The sequence below is a fragment of the Chryseobacterium sp. JUb7 genome, assembly GCF_024806495.1.
Lineage (GTDB): Bacteria > Bacteroidota > Bacteroidia > Flavobacteriales > Weeksellaceae > Chryseobacterium.
Window position 1 is genome coordinate 17,395 of the sequence record NZ_JANUFF010000016.1, and the last position, 16,701, is coordinate 34,095.

The 16,701-nt window shown below is 33.4% G+C and carries 15 protein-coding genes; 3 read left to right on the forward strand and 12 right to left on the reverse strand.

Translation table 11 applies throughout. The features are described from left to right. Positions 1 to 30: 30 nt before the first annotated feature. The 12 genes from M2373_RS20635 to M2373_RS20690 form a co-directional block, all read right to left on the reverse strand. Complete coding sequence (locus tag M2373_RS20635) at positions 31 to 459, reverse strand: GPW/gp25 family protein (protein WP_259113154.1); 429 nt, start codon at positions 457 to 459, stop codon at positions 31 to 33. A gap of 22 nt (positions 460 to 481) precedes the next feature. Continuing rightward, the gene (locus M2373_RS20640; protein WP_259113155.1) at positions 482 to 1,180 is read right to left on the reverse strand and encodes a hypothetical protein; all 699 of its coding nucleotides are present in this window, start codon (positions 1,178 to 1,180) and stop codon (positions 482 to 484) included. Positions 1,181 to 1,187: 7 nt separating this feature from the next. Beyond that, positions 1,188 to 1,742: a hypothetical protein gene (locus tag M2373_RS20645; protein WP_259113156.1), complete on the reverse strand. Its 555-nt coding sequence runs from the start codon at positions 1,740 to 1,742 to the stop codon at positions 1,188 to 1,190. A gap of 11 nt (positions 1,743 to 1,753) precedes the next feature. Beyond that, positions 1,754 to 2,266, reverse strand: a complete 513-nt coding sequence (locus M2373_RS20650; protein WP_259113157.1) for a type VI secretion system transmembrane protein TssO — start codon at positions 2,264 to 2,266, stop codon at positions 1,754 to 1,756. Positions 2,267 to 2,288: 22 nt separating this feature from the next. Further along, positions 2,289 to 3,449: a hypothetical protein gene (locus M2373_RS20655; protein ID WP_259113158.1), complete on the reverse strand. Its 1,161-nt coding sequence runs from the start codon at positions 3,447 to 3,449 to the stop codon at positions 2,289 to 2,291. 138 nt (positions 3,450 to 3,587) lie between these two features. Continuing rightward, positions 3,588 to 4,400 (reverse strand): DUF5991 domain-containing protein, encoded by an 813-nt coding sequence (locus tag M2373_RS20660; RefSeq protein ID WP_259113159.1) that lies wholly within the window; start codon positions 4,398 to 4,400, stop codon positions 3,588 to 3,590. A 5-nt stretch (positions 4,401 to 4,405) separates the two neighbouring features. Next, positions 4,406 to 6,589: a peptidoglycan recognition family protein gene (locus M2373_RS20665; protein WP_259113160.1), complete on the reverse strand. Its 2,184-nt coding sequence runs from the start codon at positions 6,587 to 6,589 to the stop codon at positions 4,406 to 4,408. 17 nt (positions 6,590 to 6,606) lie between these two features. Further along, a complete protein-coding gene (locus M2373_RS20670; protein ID WP_259113217.1) occupies positions 6,607 to 7,089 on the reverse strand; it encodes a DUF4280 domain-containing protein in 483 nt (160 codons plus the stop codon). Between the two features lie 15 nt (positions 7,090 to 7,104). Continuing rightward, entirely contained in the window at positions 7,105 to 7,917 is an 813-nt protein-coding gene (locus tag M2373_RS20675) for a hypothetical protein (protein WP_259113161.1), read from the reverse strand. 39 nt (positions 7,918 to 7,956) lie between these two features. Continuing rightward, entirely contained in the window at positions 7,957 to 8,958 is a 1,002-nt protein-coding gene (locus M2373_RS20680) for a TssN family type VI secretion system protein (protein ID WP_259113162.1), read from the reverse strand. A gap of 12 nt (positions 8,959 to 8,970) precedes the next feature. Next, on the reverse strand, positions 8,971 to 9,906 hold the full coding sequence (locus M2373_RS20685; protein ID WP_259113163.1) for a type VI secretion system baseplate subunit TssG: 936 nt from the start codon (positions 9,904 to 9,906) through the stop codon (positions 8,971 to 8,973). A 6-nt stretch (positions 9,907 to 9,912) separates the two neighbouring features. Then, the gene (locus tag M2373_RS20690; protein WP_259113164.1) at positions 9,913 to 10,551 is read right to left on the reverse strand and encodes a C40 family peptidase; all 639 of its coding nucleotides are present in this window, start codon (positions 10,549 to 10,551) and stop codon (positions 9,913 to 9,915) included. A 125-nt stretch (positions 10,552 to 10,676) separates the two neighbouring features. On the opposite strand from M2373_RS20690, the gene M2373_RS20695 reads away from it, so the two are divergent. The 3 genes from M2373_RS20695 (at position 10,677) to xylA (ending at position 16,563) form a co-directional block, all read left to right on the forward strand. Next, positions 10,677 to 11,741 carry a PKD domain-containing protein gene (locus tag M2373_RS20695; RefSeq protein ID WP_259113165.1) on the forward strand — a complete coding sequence of 355 codons (1,065 nt, stop codon included), beginning with the start codon at positions 10,677 to 10,679 and terminating at the stop codon, positions 11,739 to 11,741. Positions 11,742 to 11,804: 63 nt separating this feature from the next. Beyond that, positions 11,805 to 14,282, forward strand: coding sequence for an AAA family ATPase (locus tag M2373_RS20700; RefSeq protein ID WP_259113218.1), 2,478 nt, complete (start codon positions 11,805 to 11,807; stop codon positions 14,280 to 14,282). A 952-nt stretch (positions 14,283 to 15,234) separates the two neighbouring features. Beyond that, positions 15,235 to 16,563 (forward strand): xylose isomerase, encoded by a 1,329-nt coding sequence (gene xylA, locus M2373_RS20705; RefSeq protein ID WP_259113166.1) that lies wholly within the window; start codon positions 15,235 to 15,237, stop codon positions 16,561 to 16,563. Positions 16,564 to 16,701 lie beyond the last annotated feature (138 nt).

Below are 16,701 nucleotides of genomic sequence, written 5' to 3' on the forward strand. Positions count from 1 at the left end.
GATTTTGTGTTTTTAATTACTTTTAAAAGTTTAGTACGACAACGGTCCTACAAAAAAAGAGTTCTGAAATAAAAAAGGACGGTTTGTTTCAAGCACCAGACCTTTTATCGCTACAGCTACCCGTTTTTTCATTCTTTTTTTTCCTATTCCGCCTATATTTTCGTCATTGATATGTACTTCAACATCTCCGAGCTGAAGTCTTTTTTCGTGAATTGTTATCGCTTTTTTCAGGGAATTAATGATAAATTCACGAAGGATATTATCACTTTTGAGAAGATCAAAATCCATCTCCCAGATCTCAGATCCAAAAGATTCATCAAATTTGCACTCTCCCAAAGAAGTCGTAGCAATTAAAAATATCTGCTGTGCAATCGAACTGTCTATTGATATTTTTTCGGTGTCTTTTTTTTCTGTTACAGCTCCGAAATCAATTGGTATCTTATAATAAATTCCTTTCATTTTTTGTGTTTGTGTCGTGTTTTTATAAATAAATCAGCTTTCTGATATGGCCTTTCTCATCAACTTCAAAATTTTTCGGGATTCTATTTCTCCTGATGATATTAAGCTCAACTTTTGGAGTAAGTTTCACCAATTTTTCTCTGTACAAAATATCTCCGATAAAGCTCATCCCGTCACTATGGTCTACAATGATAAAATATTGACGCCTATCCTCAGGTTTTTTAAACTCATTAATATTTCCTGCAAAGAGTACTACATTTTCCCAGTTTCCTTTAAAGGTATATGTCAGACTGTTTTCTGAAAGATTTCTGTATTTTGATAATTCAAACTTCCCGATATCTTCATGATGAGGTTCAAAAGCTATGTTTTCATACAAAAAAGATGTTTTATCAAACTTTTTAATTCCTAAAAAAGATAAAATGCTCCTTTTCGTCTTCACTTTTACAAAGCTTAATGTATCCCTTGTTACCTGATAGGCTTCTGTTTCATTTGTTTTATCATCCGTCACAATGAGTTTAAAAGTCGGCACCTCAACTTTCTGATTTCCGATCTTTAATATCACCTTTCCCACTTCCTGATCAGAAACCGTCATTGTAATGGTATGTTTTCTCAACCCAGAATCTGTACGGACTACAATTTCTCCGTCTTCAATTGAATGAGACTGTACACTGGCATCTTTTACAATTCCTAAATTCAGATTAAGTTCCGGCAATGGGCACATCCTATTTTTATTTTTTAATTTTCACCTCATCGGTTTTCTTTACCTTATAAACTGATAAACAATCAATTTGATTATCCAGATTGTAGTTATCCACATCACTCAGATAATATTCATAATTTTTTTCGTAAGTATAAATTTTTATCATCGTGATCTCGTTTCCTCTCAGCTTTTCAATTTCTTTTCTCTTCAGCTGCCTTGCAAAAAAGCCTTCACAATTCAAAGGATATTCATTCTGAAGCGTGATCACTTCTCCCGACTGAAAAAAAATATCTACATTTTTATCTTTTTTGATACATACATTATCTACAAGAATCTGAATATAAACGAATAGATTATTATCCCTTTTCCCAAGCTGAAGCGTTCCGTATGAGAATTCATCATTATTAGCTCTCAGATGAAGCGCAGGAGTACTGGCAAAAAACTTTTTATTAAGCTTCTGTTTCGTTTGTACAATATTACAGTCAAAACTTACAAATACCGAGTCGGAAGCTGGTTTCTGTGCTTTTGAAAAAAAGACAGAGAAAAAAGCCAAACAAAAGGAAATACACTTGAATCTATTCATAACAAAAACTTTTATTGTGCCTGATAAAGCTGTCTGCAGACTTCCAGATCAGTTTTCATTTTATCATACTCAGCTTTCAGCGTTTTATTGATTGAACTTAAACTATCCATGGTCATCTGATTTCCGGACAGATGCTTAATCTGCTTTTTAGCATCAATCAGATCTTTATATCCGATGATGGCATTATTATACATCACTTTATTTTTCAAAGTATCTTTCGGAAGCTGCTTATACATATCTGCAAGAATTGAAAGTGCCAGCTTTTCATTAAAAAAATCATTTTGATTGGGAACTCCAATAGAGTCTGCCGCTGCCTTTACTTTTTCCAGCTGAAAAGAAAACTTATCCTGAGTTTCCATTTCTTTTTTCATTCTCGCATTTTCAGACTTCAGCAAACTGTTTTCTTTGAAGGGAAAATAAGCATTAAAAAGAATTGCCGTAATAAGAACTACAACTGTAATAATGAAAAATAATATAAACATCGAAAATGCCTTCGACCGTTCACCTTTATTTAATACTTCCATAAATTATATTTTAAAATAATATTTAATCTGCCAGAAAAGTACGGCTGCGCTTAGCATGAATTACAGAATCTCTGTCATCGGTATTTTCAGAAACAAAGATGCTTCCATCCCGTTTTTTACCGATATAATCCAGTCTGCTTAATACCGAAAACAGCTCTTCCAGAGTTTTCATAAACCTTACAATCTTTACAATACTGGCATCCATCTGATTATGGTTATACTCCGTATTGATCACTTCAGAGAAAATGATTTCGAAATTTCCCTGACTTACATTACACCATTCTGCAAAATAATTCAGCAGTTCTTCTTTTCCTGCTCCCGATCTGGCATCGATAAAATTCTTAATTGTTCTGGCCAAGGCCACTACTGATAAAAGCATCTGGGAAGGCTCTGTGTGTGGAGACATCCATCGAAATCTGTTGATTTCTTTTCCCAGATAATTCAAGGTTTTATCCGTCATCAACTCCATCATTACAGCCAACGCATGACTTTGTTTTTTACTGTATATCTTTTGCGCAATCTGAACGGAATACAGTTCAATCTGACCATAAAAACGGTCTATCTCCATATAAAGCTCCTGCAGTTTTTTATGACTTGAAACATAGACTGACGGCGGAATATAATTATCATCAATTTTCGATTCGTTGGCATTAACCAGAATTTTTCCGATCGTGAGATAATCAGATCCAAATCCCAAAATATTCTTTAAGTCCGATTCCGGAATTAAGTTGAGTGAATATTCGGGCTGTGTAAAAGGATATCTTGGCGGATTTTCATCTGGATCCGGTTCTCCTGAAGGTGTTCTTTTAAAATGATTTACAGAAAGACAGGCAAAAAGTACCATGCTTTCATTCTCTTTTATTTCATGAGAAGCTTCCGGATAAGGCAGAGACAGAGAAATTTCGTCTCCTGTTTCGCCACCGATATCTATTCTGGAACCGTTCGGGGTAATGGCATGGCACTGCTCCACTCTTATTCTTAACAATTTATGATTGTCTATAATCAGATTCATTTTTATAGAATCACTGACAGGCAACAATCCATAATTGATCATCGATGTATGAATCCCTACCGAATCTCTGATAACGTCGCTTATAAAATCCTGAACCGCATTGAAATGTGTCTTATTGATCTTCATACCGTCGATCCAGTTGACTGGGAAGTGGTTTAATTTTTCTATCATTTTGGTGTTTTTAATTGTTTTATTTTAAAATTTTTATTATTTAAATATTCTCTATCATAATACTCAATCTTATCTTTTTCTCATTTTGACCATTGTAATTTTGTATACTGATAAGCATTAAAAGAAAAATTATATGTTTCATTTTTTATTGAGTATTATCTCTGTATTATAATCCCAATTTTTATTAGCAACGATTGGGCTCTTGATATAATATTTATTATTTTTTAATATTAAAATTGCAAGAGTATCTATTTTCGAATGATCTGAGAAACCATCTCCTTCAATATTTTTCTCATATTTTAAGATAAGTTGATTACCTTTCTCTTCAATCTTACATTGGTCAGTAAATGAGGTTTGATACCCCATTCCCGAGAATATGCATTTATTATCAGATATTTCAATATCATAGTCAATAGCCATTTCAGAAAATTGATCTAAATTACCATAATCTATTGATAATGAATAATTTCCAAACCAAATACTGTCTATATTTGATGAATTTAAAATAGTTTCATTTTTCGTATCATCAGAATCATTCCCCTCCTTTGCTTCTTTAGGAAAAAAACTGTAACATTTAGATGTTTTACAAGCATATACATCATTATTTAAATAATAATATCCACCTGCGTTTATTGTTATTTTATTCGTTTTCCCATTTAATTTTATAATCGCTTCAATTTCACATGGAAGATTACTGTAGACATAATGTAAATCTGCCGTATTAATTTTTTCAGATTGATTGACTATTTCCAAAACATCTTTGCTGGATAACTTCCACTGTTTGATCTGTGAAAAATCCTCTTGTGAAGAAGAATTTTCCCCACATATGCTATTACTAACATTTACTATTTCTATTTGTTTTGAACCTGATGCTTCTTTTATTTTTTTGTCATTTTGCCCTTTGCAATCTTGCAAACTAATAAACACCAAAAGAAAAATTATATATTTCATTTTTTTTATTTAAAATATGGTTGAATGGCTTTTAATACGTATTCTCCTTCACCTTTTGTTTTACTTGCAACATCTTCGTGACAATGTAAATCTTCGAATTTTAATGAATAATATTTTAAAAGTGCTTTTGTAAGACAAGCTACTGACTTTACTTGTTTTTCTGTTAAATCTTCCCATCCAACAATTCTTTTATCATCAATTGTTGGACTTCCATCTTTATCTATTGGCATACCAACTACTTCTATCCCAATAGATTTAGAATTCCATCCTTTTGCATGATTTGTTTTATAATCTAAATGTGCAGTTTGAGTTATATCACCATCTTTTCCTACTATAAAATGTGTTCCATAATATACTCCTAACCTTTTATTGCTAAATGCATTAATAGTTGCCTGAGTTGTTTTTGTAACAGTTCTATGCAAAATAATTCCAGAAAGCTTTTTAGAATCAATAAATCTAGATTGTTCTAAAACGTCTACTCTATGTTTATTGATTTGAGAATTATCAATAAATCCATTAACAACGGAGATCATTTCTAAATTACATATACAATTTGTTTTACAATCCAAAGTTGTATTTTTATTTTCTTTTGATTCAATTTGATTATTACACTCAAACTTTGTTTCCTTATTCACTAGCCCTTCTGTGATATATACTTGAACTTTAGTCTTGATTTCAGATTTCCAAATTTCCCCATCATTATTTATATCTAAACCTCTATTCGAACTATAAGCATTTACCCTCAAACTTTTGGTTTTTTCAGGTTCTGATATTCTTGTTGTTAATTTGTTTAAAGATGAAGCAAAGACTATATGTTCTTCTTGTAATGAGGAAGCCGGAAATAAAACTTGAAGATAAAAATCTATAAAATCTACAATTTTCCCCCTTAGAGGTTCAAAATACTTTTTTACATAATCCAATTGCTTAATAGAAGTCATTTCAGCAAACTCTTTAACTCTTTTTAAATTCCAGTCTTCTTTCTGTTTAGTTTTCTTATTATATTTTTTTCCATAATAATTTTTAACAACTTCTATTGTAATTTCTTTTCCAAGCAATTTTGAAGCTGTATTAGGCATAAATTGTATTAATCCTGTCCCCCCTGAATTAGCTTGATTCGGAGCATCTGCTTTAAAAGTTCCGCCACTTTCCCATTGAAAAACTGCCATTAAATTATTTGCCATTCTTATTTTATCTTGTTCTCCCCAAAGATCAGCACAAATTTCAACCACCTTCTTTCTAAACTCACAACTAACTTTATTTCCCCAAATCAAGTCATACTTTTTACAGTCGCAAACAGGTTCTTCCTCCTTCTTCTCAGGCTCAAATACCTTTACCACTTGGTTACTTTCCTTTACCGGATCTATGGCTACCTTTTTTTTAAATTTTACTTTAACTAAAATCTCTTCGATTTCAATCACTTTTATTTTTTCAGGCGGATGGCTGCTGCTTACGGTTTGCTCCTTTACATACGTTGGATTTTGTACCTCTACATTTTTGCTTACTGATTTATGTTCTGCAGTTTCCACAACAATATAGTACTCATGTAATTTATCGTGACTACCGTCCATCATGGCGTTGGCTATTTTAGCAAAATTGGCATTCAGTTTAAATTCATGGCACAAAAACCCTTTTTTATTGAGAGCTTTACGAGCCTGTGCAACAAGGTTTTTCTTATTCTTTGGATTATCCCCGCCACCTTGTGCATCATCTTCGTACAAACTTAATTTTACCATTTCCTCCTGCATATTCTGGCTGTAAACTTTTATTTTTATCGTCTGCCCGTACTTCATTATGGTATCATCTTTAATAGGTGTATCGTCCACTTTAAAAAGATCAACACGGCTGAATTTTTTTCCTATTGCCGGAAGAACTTTAATTTTCAATCCTGGAGGAAGGCGCTTTTCCGGTTCATAAATATAGGCTTCCAGCATCAGCTCACTTCCAGCTAAAGACTGTTTGGTTACTGTAAGTGGAATACGGTGTCCCATTTTGGGAGGTGCATCAGCCGCAGGTTTCAGTTCACGCCAATGTTCATGGTGTTTAAAATCTAAAACATAGAGCTTCCATCTCGCCCCATCTACTTTCTTTTTATCTGCGAGGTCGTAAATCCGGCTCACTTCATAGTAAGCAGTCTCTCCGATATGAATCTCGGCTGGACCTTTAATTTGGGAAATACCTTTTTTGCTCATTGTGTTTGTGTTTAAGATTACCTGTAATCAGTATTCTCTTCTTCCATTTCCATATCTTCTGAAATTTCTTTAAAATCCAAGAACGGGCAGATCTCTACCAACGCATCAGGATTTGCATTCTTAAAATTCTGAGATGTTATTTCAGCCGTTTGACCATGGTTTATAATTTCTATACAGTCTTTTCCTCCAACCGGACAGGTTGCTTTGCTGTCTTCTAATAAAACTTTTCCTGTATTATCTTCAATAAGTATTTTTTCATAATATCCGCTCCATTCTGTTACGATAACCTGACAAGGATTATGATTCATTTTTGCACAGCTTCCGAAAGTATTTTTCTCAAAGGTTTTTCCCAACTCTTTATCGGTAGCCGTTAATTTTTCTTTTCCGTCTTTATCATTGATGTATCTTTTACTTTGGGTTTTCACCTTCAGTCGATCAGGAGCCGTACCAAATTTACATTTGCATGTTGCTCCCTGGCATACTAAGTGTTTCTCTTTCATCATATTTTGTGTTTTTTATATTGGATTCAGTTTAAAAACTATTTTCCGATTATTTTTTCCGTCTTCACTCTGTAGTACAATTTCAGTATGTATTGAGAGAACTGAGCCGTCTTTCAAGTTAAGTTGATAAGTACTTTCTATTTTTCCGGGACAGATATTTTCACATCTTTCTGATTCTACTTTTTTCTGACTATTTATTATCTCTTCAAAATTTCTTGAATCTGAACAGCTTCCTATCATCTCAATATGAAGTTTTCCATTTTCTGACAATTCAGGTTTCTCAATTGTTTTAATGCTGTATTTTACTTTATTTCTGAATGGAAAAATGGGTAAGTACAAGTCAAAATAAAGGTCTTTTTCATTAATATAATCTTGAAATGGCAAAAAGTAAAGACGATAGAATAAGCTGTTTAATATTCTGTTTTGTATTTTACTCTTAAATCCTAATTCATTTTCTATAATCTGGATTAATTTCTGAGCATATTCTCCTTTATAATAATATGAAAATTCAGGTTTTAAATTTTTCCAGCGCTTTCTGATTTCCTCCAGATTCGTTATATGTTTTAAATGTCCGTTTTCAAATGTTTCCACTTTCAGAGGAAAAAACAGATTTCCTATTTTATCTGAAACCTGTTCTAACACAAGGCTTGGAAGCTGATTATTAATCAATATTTCTCTTCTTTCAATCAGATATTGACAGGAGTCAGTTTTTTCCACTTCCATCACAAAAGCGATATACATCTTTTCATTACCATTTTCAAAAATGGTCTGCTCGACTTTATATCCCTTACGGAAAGCCTGCCTTTTATATAACACATTCTGATTCATTCTTTTTGATATTACGTAAACTCATTGATAAAATTCATCTCATCCTTGGCTTATTGCTTCTGCCTCTTCCTCTTTTTTTGCTATTCTTTTCTTTTCATTCTCCTGACTGTATTCGAAGTCTGTCACTTCAGGTTTTTCTCTTTCATCATCCATCACCTGATCTGTTCTCATACAGAATACCACTGTATTTTCTTCGATTCCGTTCATATATAACGTCAATCCGGGATCCACATATTTTGTTGACTCATACCATTTAGGCTGTAGAAAAAATACCCAGCTGAATAATCCGTTTTCATCTTCAATCTGAATTTCATCTTCAGGATGCTTATCATTATAATCCAGAACGAAATTGTAAAAAAGCCTTCCGAAATCTACTCTTGTAGGACCTTTTGCTCTGTAAACACTGTATTTTAAAGCTTCTTTATTTTTATCCATTAAGAAAGTAAATACTACCATATCCTTCCTTTCTGCTTCACTCAATCCTTTATCCTCAAGATAATCTTCCGGAAACTGCCAGGTTTTGTAAATTTTGGGAGGGATCGCCATTGCCTTATTAAAAGTATCATTCAGAAATGTAGGAATGAAAAACACTATAAAATTGCCTAACATCAGAAAAACGAAATCAGCACCGTTCAGAAATGTATAAATAATTGAGAAAGGAATACTTGCATACAATACCGCGATCAGGGCAAAAAAATATTCCGTTCCTACTTTAGCAGATTCAAATTTGTTGAAAAAATTCCGGTAAAGAATACAATGAATAATACCGATAACCAGCGAGCTCAGCTGATAAAAAATAAATTCATACAAATTATCATCTGAAAATAATTTATTATATCCAAGAAGTCCAATGATAGCATATACAAAGGCAAAAGAAAATAAATATGTATAAAATTTACTTTTAGTCTGCTTTGGATCCGAAGCTTTCTGATTAAAAATCATGGTCAATAGGACACACAATGCCAATACGATGACAAGCATTACCAGCAATTTAGGATCAAGGAGGTTAATAAAATATTTTTTGATATTGATTTGTGTCATTTGTTTGTGTTTTTATATTCTTGTATTATAGCCTAATACCGGGCTTTCAGAACCTGCAAATTCAAAATCCTGCCTGTCTTTTGGTAAGAGAATGATGGTTTTTATTTCAACCTCGATGGGAAAAAAATGATCGTAAAACATGTCTACAAATTTTTTCTTTTTTCCGTCATGAATATAATCCGTAAATAATGAATTCTGTAACGGACCAATCTGCAGATCAAGGTGATTGGAATAATCATCATATGAATTACCTGCAATCAGGTCCAATCCTAGCCTATTCACACCCAATTCAATATTCTGGGATTCATCCGCATATTGTTGATGACCTCTGTACGTAACCTTCACCTCTTCTTCTAATAAAACAGATAAAATGTGGCAGGCCTCTTCAATATTTCCTACAATTTTATATGCAAATGGTAACAGCCTTATGAATTTTGAAACCAACAATGGAGGGAAATCCCTGTCGATCCCCCAAAAATCATAAAACATCTCGGGTGCCAGATAGCTATTGAGCTCAAATAAAAATTCATTCTCCAGATTTTCAACACTTACCCCATAGCTGAACATTTCATTTTCAAAAGGCTGAAAAAACGTTCTTGCCGCTTTCTGTTGTTTTTTTTGTGCCTGATGTTCCCCGATCATTACCTCAACATCCTTATTGGGAGTATCATTTTTGGTATGATGAGTCAAATTTTCAGGAAGCATATCATAAATACTGTCCCTGGAAAGGCTCAGCTTAAGCATCTGCATGCTGTCGTAGTCAAAATCTGTCACATCAGATTCCAGAATATCAAATCTATAGGCACGGGAAAATTGCCCATCGTTTTGAATGATATATTGGCTTTCATCAATTTCGTTATTTTTCAGCAAATCATTCACAACAACCTCAGCCCTGATATCATATTTTAGTGCATTGATCTGCTTTGTAAGATGTTCTAAGTTTTTCATGATGCGTTATTTTTGTTTTAAACGCCCTGCTGCTACATATCGCAACTGGAAATACTCATCGTTGAAATTATAAATATTAAGCCCGGTCGATGTACAGGCCAAAATTCTGTCATTATGAAGGTAAATACCCACATCAGAAATCGGATGTCCTTTATCATATCTGAAAAATACAATGTCACCCTCCTGCAGAAAAGCTCTCCCGGTAAAAAGCTGAATATCTTTTGATCGGAAGATACCATCCGGAGTTTTCGAAAATGTCGCATCATATACGTCACTATACAGAGCCTGAACAAAATAAGAGGCATCTACCCCTATTCCTTTTTCCAGCATTTGCTTTTTATAAGGAGTGCCTATCCATTCATCAAGATAGGCATACAACTTATAATCTCTAATATCTTTAGGCATTACTCCCATGATAATAGAATATTTTTCTTTAACTCTTAAAGTATCATCGTTTAATCCTTCAGAATTGTCATCTACAATAAAATAATCAGAAGTAGATAGATTTTTTTGCTGATTTTTTTCTTTGGTATATTGATCGGAAGAGTAGTTATAAGGAATCTCTCTAATGTACTTTTTTCCTCCACAGGAACCCAAAAATGAGAGTACTACAAATATGTGTAAATAGTTGGTAATGAATTTCATCGTGTGTGTTTGCTACAAATATATAATTTTTTTTAATACTCCAAAAAATAAATCCCTTTTTTTTGATAAAAAATTTGTTTGTATTGAAAATCTAAATATATTTGCTGCAAACACAAACAACTTCAATGAAAAAAAATAATCAAACATTATTCCCTAATGTAGATTATAGAATCTACTTATCTTTCGGAATACTCCTCCTCGTCAGCGTTTTATTTTTACTGTATCAATTTACTAGACATGTGGACTGTGACGATGCCAATTTCATTGTTCATGCAGATGAATATGTCATCAACAGAGTTGTGGATTATCAGGATAACACAAAAGGAGCCAAAACCTGGGAATGGGATTTCGGCGACAGTACGGTTGTTGACAAGCGGCAAATCACTTTCCATAAATACCGGAAACCCGGAGACTATATCGTCAAATTAAAAATCAACGGCAGCTGTATCCATGAGAAAATGATCACTATTTCCAGCATAAGCCAAGACACAGGCTATCTTCCTGTTATTATGAGCCCTAATGTAGTAACAGTGGGAGAAAATGTACAGTTTAATGCCGAAAAACAAGGCGGGGAATCCTGGGAATGGAGCTTTGGAGAAACATCCAGCACAGATGCACTGGGAAAAACACCTGTTTATAAATTTAAATCTGTAGGTGATAAAAAAATAACCCTGATTGTGAATGGTGACATTGAACATATTGCCGTTAAAACAATCTATGTAGCACCAAAAACAATAAAAGCAAAACAAAAAATAGACATCAGTTCATACGAATTTGAAAAACCGGCAGAAGCTTTCTCTCTCCCAAGGGGGGCAGCACAGAAAGACCCATTGGTAGATATGCTTCAGTACATACCTGTTTCCCCAAAATCAAAGTCAAAAAAAGACTCTCTTATAACTGAGAAAAAAGCACCGGAAATTTCTAATGAGCAGTTTCAGCTTCTATTAAATCAGGTGGCAGCACAGGCTAAAACAAAAGATGATTTTAAAGAGTATGTATGCGGAAATTATGATATTCCTGTTGTTATTAATGATAAAAAACTGATGCCTTTCGGACAGTTCTGTCAAAGTATTATGGGCAAAAAAATTAAAATTACCGCGCTACGCTTAAATAAAGATTCTAAAAACTGTATCCAAAACATTAATGTACAGTATAAAGTAAAGAAAATGATGATCTGGATTAAAGAATAATAATTTGAGAAATTGGAAACCAGTTTTATTTTCCGGTTTCTGTTATAAAAGCACAAACAAATGATGAATCAGAATGAAATAACTTATAGTCAGGAAGTGACCAGAGCATTAACCGTTGCTCAGAAAATAGGACGGGAAAATCTTAATTCATATTTTACAGGAGCCCATTTATTAAAAGCAATGCTCATTAGAGATTTATCGCTTTTAAAACATCTGGAATCACTGGGAATTGATGTTTTTTATCTTGAAGAATGGGCAGAAGTAAGGATTGAAGAATGTCCAAAATCTCCCGGTCAGTATTCTTGTGAGCCTGATGAAATTATCGATGAAGTCTTTGCTGAAGCAGATTCAGTAAGAGAAATTTTAGGCGAAGAGGAAATCTCATTATTTGCATTAATTACAGCCATTAGTTCTCCAGGAGTTGCCTTTAGCTTTGACCAGATGAAAACTTTTCCGTTTACCCGAAATGAGTTACTAAAAAATATAGATTCAGTTGATGACAAAGCTAGATCATCAGCAAATTCAACAGCATTTTCAAAGACCAGCGAGGGTTTTATACAAAAATACTGTATCAATAAAAACGAACAGATACAAAAGAAAAATAAAAAAGAACCTTTAATAGGAAGAGATAACGAAATCAGTAAAATCACAGAAATTCTTTGTCGCTTCAGCAAGCAAAATGTACTAATCATCGGTGACCACGGTATCGGAAAAACATCATTGATAGAAGGCTTTGTATATAAAAACATCCTGCACCAACTTCCTGATATTATGCATGGATTGCAGATTTTTGAGCTCAACATGGGTGCTTTAACTGCAGGCGCATCTTATAAAGGAGAAATCGAAGACAGAATTAAAAACATCGCTGAAGAACTTCAGTCTTTTCCAAAGTCTGTGTTAATCATTGAGGAATTTCATTCCCTTCTTGGGAGTCATGGTTCTGATACCGGAATTGTAAATATCCTGAAAAGTGAAATTTCCAACGGATTGACCATTATTGCCACTTCAACGATTGAAGACTACACCAAGAAAATTGAAAAAGAACAAGGTCTTGCAGGAATGTTTGAAGTGGTAAGAATTGAAGAAACAGAAAATGAAACTCATTTCAGAATGTTAAAGCAGACTCTGAAAGATTATCAGAAACATCATAATATAACGATAGATGATTCTACCATAAAAGAAGCCATCCGTCTTTCAAAAAGATATCTTAAAGAAAAAAGTCTTCCTGCCTCAGCCATTGATCTCATCGACCATACGATGTCAGCTTTAAAAACCGCAGGAGAATTGTTTTTAAAAGAAAAAAATCAATTAATCACCCAAATTATTCATTTAGAAAACAATACCGATCATTTTTCTGAAAATGATCGTCATCTCTATGCAAAATGGTTACTTAAAGATTTAACCGAAAAAACAGGACATCTTCTCAGCACCTCACATGATCACAAAGAAGAAAATATAATTCCACAATTTCAAAATACCCATGAAACCTTAGCATTTTGCAGAAAATTAATTGAGAAAGTGGAGAAAATTGCCTTAGAAAAAAGGACTCATACCACAGATTTAGATCTTGCTTTAATTATTTCTCAAAAAACCAATATCCCTGTCGGAAAATTGAAAGAGGAAGAAAAACAAAGGCTTAACGATATGGAAAATATTCTCGCGAGAAGGGTTATTGGTCAGGATCATGCCATTTCAGTGATATCAGAAGCCGTATTGGAAACCCGGTCAGGATTAAATAAAGCAGGGCAGCCCATTGGTTCCTTTTTCTTTTTAGGACCTACCGGAACAGGAAAAACGGAACTTGCAAAATCTTTAGCTGAGTTTCTATTTCAGGATGAAAATGCCATTATCCGATTTGATATGTCAGAATTTAAAGAAGAACATTCCGCCGCATTATTGTACGGAGCTCCTCCGGGATATGTAGGTTACGAAGAAGGCGGACTTTTAGTCAATAAAATAAGGCAAAAGCCCTACTCTATAGTTCTATTTGACGAAATTGAAAAAGCTCATGCTTCTGTGTTTGATGTTTTTTTACAAATCATGGACGAAGGAAAACTTCATGACAGGCTGGGCAAGGAAGGTGATTTTTCTAATGCCATTATTTTATTTACTTCAAATATTGGGTCAGAATTTATTGTTGAATCTTTTGAAAAAGGAAATATTCCTCCATCATCAAAACTTTTGGAAATGATGAGTCGCTTTTTCCGTCCCGAATTTTTAGGAAGACTGACAGAAACGATTCCTTTTGCCCCTATCAACAGAGAAAATGCACTAAAAATTTTTGAAATCCATCTTAAAAAAGAACTTCTTGACATGGTAAAGGGATTATCTATAGAATTGATTATCAGTCAGGAAGTTAAAGAATATTTATCAACTCTGGATTTTGACATCAGATATGGAGCCCGCCCGTTAAAAGGTATTATCCGGGGAAAACTGAGAAGACCATTAGCAAAAAAAATAGTTTCAGGCGAATATAAAGAAGGTGATCAGATTGAAATTTCTTTGGAAAACAATAAATTGATCTGGATGAAAATTAATTAATTTTTAAAATATCCCCTCAGTAATAATTTTTTTTCATCTAAATTTAAAAGTCTGGGAACTTGGTTGAGGGGATATTTTTATTTAATCATCTATGTTGTTGAATTACATGGCAAAAGTATAACCTTTCTGTAAAAAAATCATTACTACAAATACACTACACAAACATAAAATACTGTAAACAAAATAGTTACCATATTAAGCAATGTAGAAATGTAGTAGATTAAAAATAATTAAGATCAGTATTTTATTACCTCTTTACTGTTCAAAATCCATTTTACGAGATCAATTTCTGGGAAAAATTTTAATCTTTGAACCTGTATTTTTAGAGCCTGTTTAAAAATCTTTCTAATATTTTTATTATAATGATTTTCAATACATATTAATTCTAGTCTTCGACAGGCTCAGACTGACAAACCTAATACTAAATGTATGATTTAACGGTGTCAGATTGAGCTTAGCCTGTAGTGAGCTTACCGAACTATCGAAATCTTAGATATTTTTTGAACTAAATTTAAACATGCCGTTAGACTCCTGACATTTTACTATAAGTTTTAATTTCATGTAACCTTTCAAAAATAGCAAAGTCTCTGGCGAAATCATCTTTTAGGAAATTGGCTTCTCAGGAGATGATTCGGGGAAGAAAAAAAATATAAAAATCCGTAAACTTCATTCCTTATCATAATTTTTATGAATAGGTGTTATCTTAAAATACTGAGAATAAACAGCAAACAAAAAGACTTACCATTAATATTTACAAATCCATAAAAATCTAACACATTCTATATAAAATTATTACATTTAAAGGTTTTCAATTGTTTAATTCTTACATTTTAAAACTATTTAGATTTTTAATTAAAACAAATGCAATCGATTACAATTTTTAATTAAAAAAATATTTTTAAAGGAAAATAGGAATTAAGTTTTATCTAAAAATTAAATTAAACAAAATATAATGGCTATTACAACAGGCAACAAAGAGTATTTTAAAGGAATAGGAAAAATTCAGTTTGAAGGCAGGGAATCAGATAATCCTCTGGCTTTTAAATTTTATGATGAAAATAAAGTTGTTCGTGGGAAAACCATGAAGGAATACTTCAAATTTGCAACTGCTTACTGGCATACCTTCTGTGCTACAGGTGGAGATCCGTTCGGTGTAGGAACGCAAAACTTTGATTGGCTGACCGCTTCAGACGCTAAACAAAAAGCAACAGAAAAAATGGATGCCGCCTTTGAGTTTTTCACCAAATTAGGTGTTCCTTATTATTGTTTTCATGATTATGATTTAATCGATGAAGCCGACAATTTCACTGAATCTACAAAAAGGCTGGAGTTTATCACAGATTATGCTAAAGAAAAACAGGCAGCTTCAGGTGTAAAATTGTTGTGGGGAACTTCAAACTGTTTTTCTAATCCAAGATTCATGAATGGAGCCGCTACCAATCCGTCTTTTGATGTATTGGCCTATGCAGGCGGGCAGGTAAAAAATGCGCTGGACGCAACCATTAAATTGGAAGGTGAAAATTATGTTTTCTGGGGCGGACGTGAAGGTTATATGTCCTTACTGAACACCAATATGAAACGTGAACAGGAACATATGGCGAAATTTTTACATTTAGCTAAAGATTATGCCCGTTCACAGGGCTTTAAAGGTGTTTTCTTCCTTGAACCGAAGCCTATGGAGCCGACAAAACATCAATATGATTTCGATGCTGCCACTTGTTTAAACTTCCTTCGTCAATATGATTTGCTGGATGATTTCAAACTTAATATTGAAGTTAATCACGCCACACTTGCTCAGCATACTTTTGAACATGAACTTCAGGTTGCTGCAGACAATAATGTTTTAGGAAGCATCGATGCCAACCGTGGAGACTATCAGAATGGCTGGGATACAGATCAGTTCCCTGTTGATTTATACGAAATGACTCAAGCCATGCTGGTGATTATCCAGGCCGGAGGCTTTCAGGGTGGCGGAGTAAATTTTGATGCAAAAATCAGAAGAAATTCCACCGACTTAGAAGATATCTTTATCGCACATATCAGCGGTATGGACAATTTTGCAAGAGCCTTCCTTGCTGCAGATACTATTCTCGAAAAATCAAAATATTCTGAGATCAGAGCCAACAGATACTCTTCTTTTGATGCCGGAAAAGGAAAAGATTTTGAAGACGGAAAATTGTCTTTAACTGATCTTGCTTCTCATGCAGAAAGTCTTGGAGAAGTTGGCAGAGAAAGCGGAAAACAGGAATATCTGGAGAGCTTGATCAACCAGTATTTATAATTTTTTTGGTTGGGAAAACGCAAAGGAGCTAGGTTTTATCGTACTAATTCTTGCGCCTCAATAAAACTTGCTGAAAATCTTTGATTTTCTTGCGTCCTAAGAACATTATATTCTGATAAAACTTTGCGTCTTTGCGTT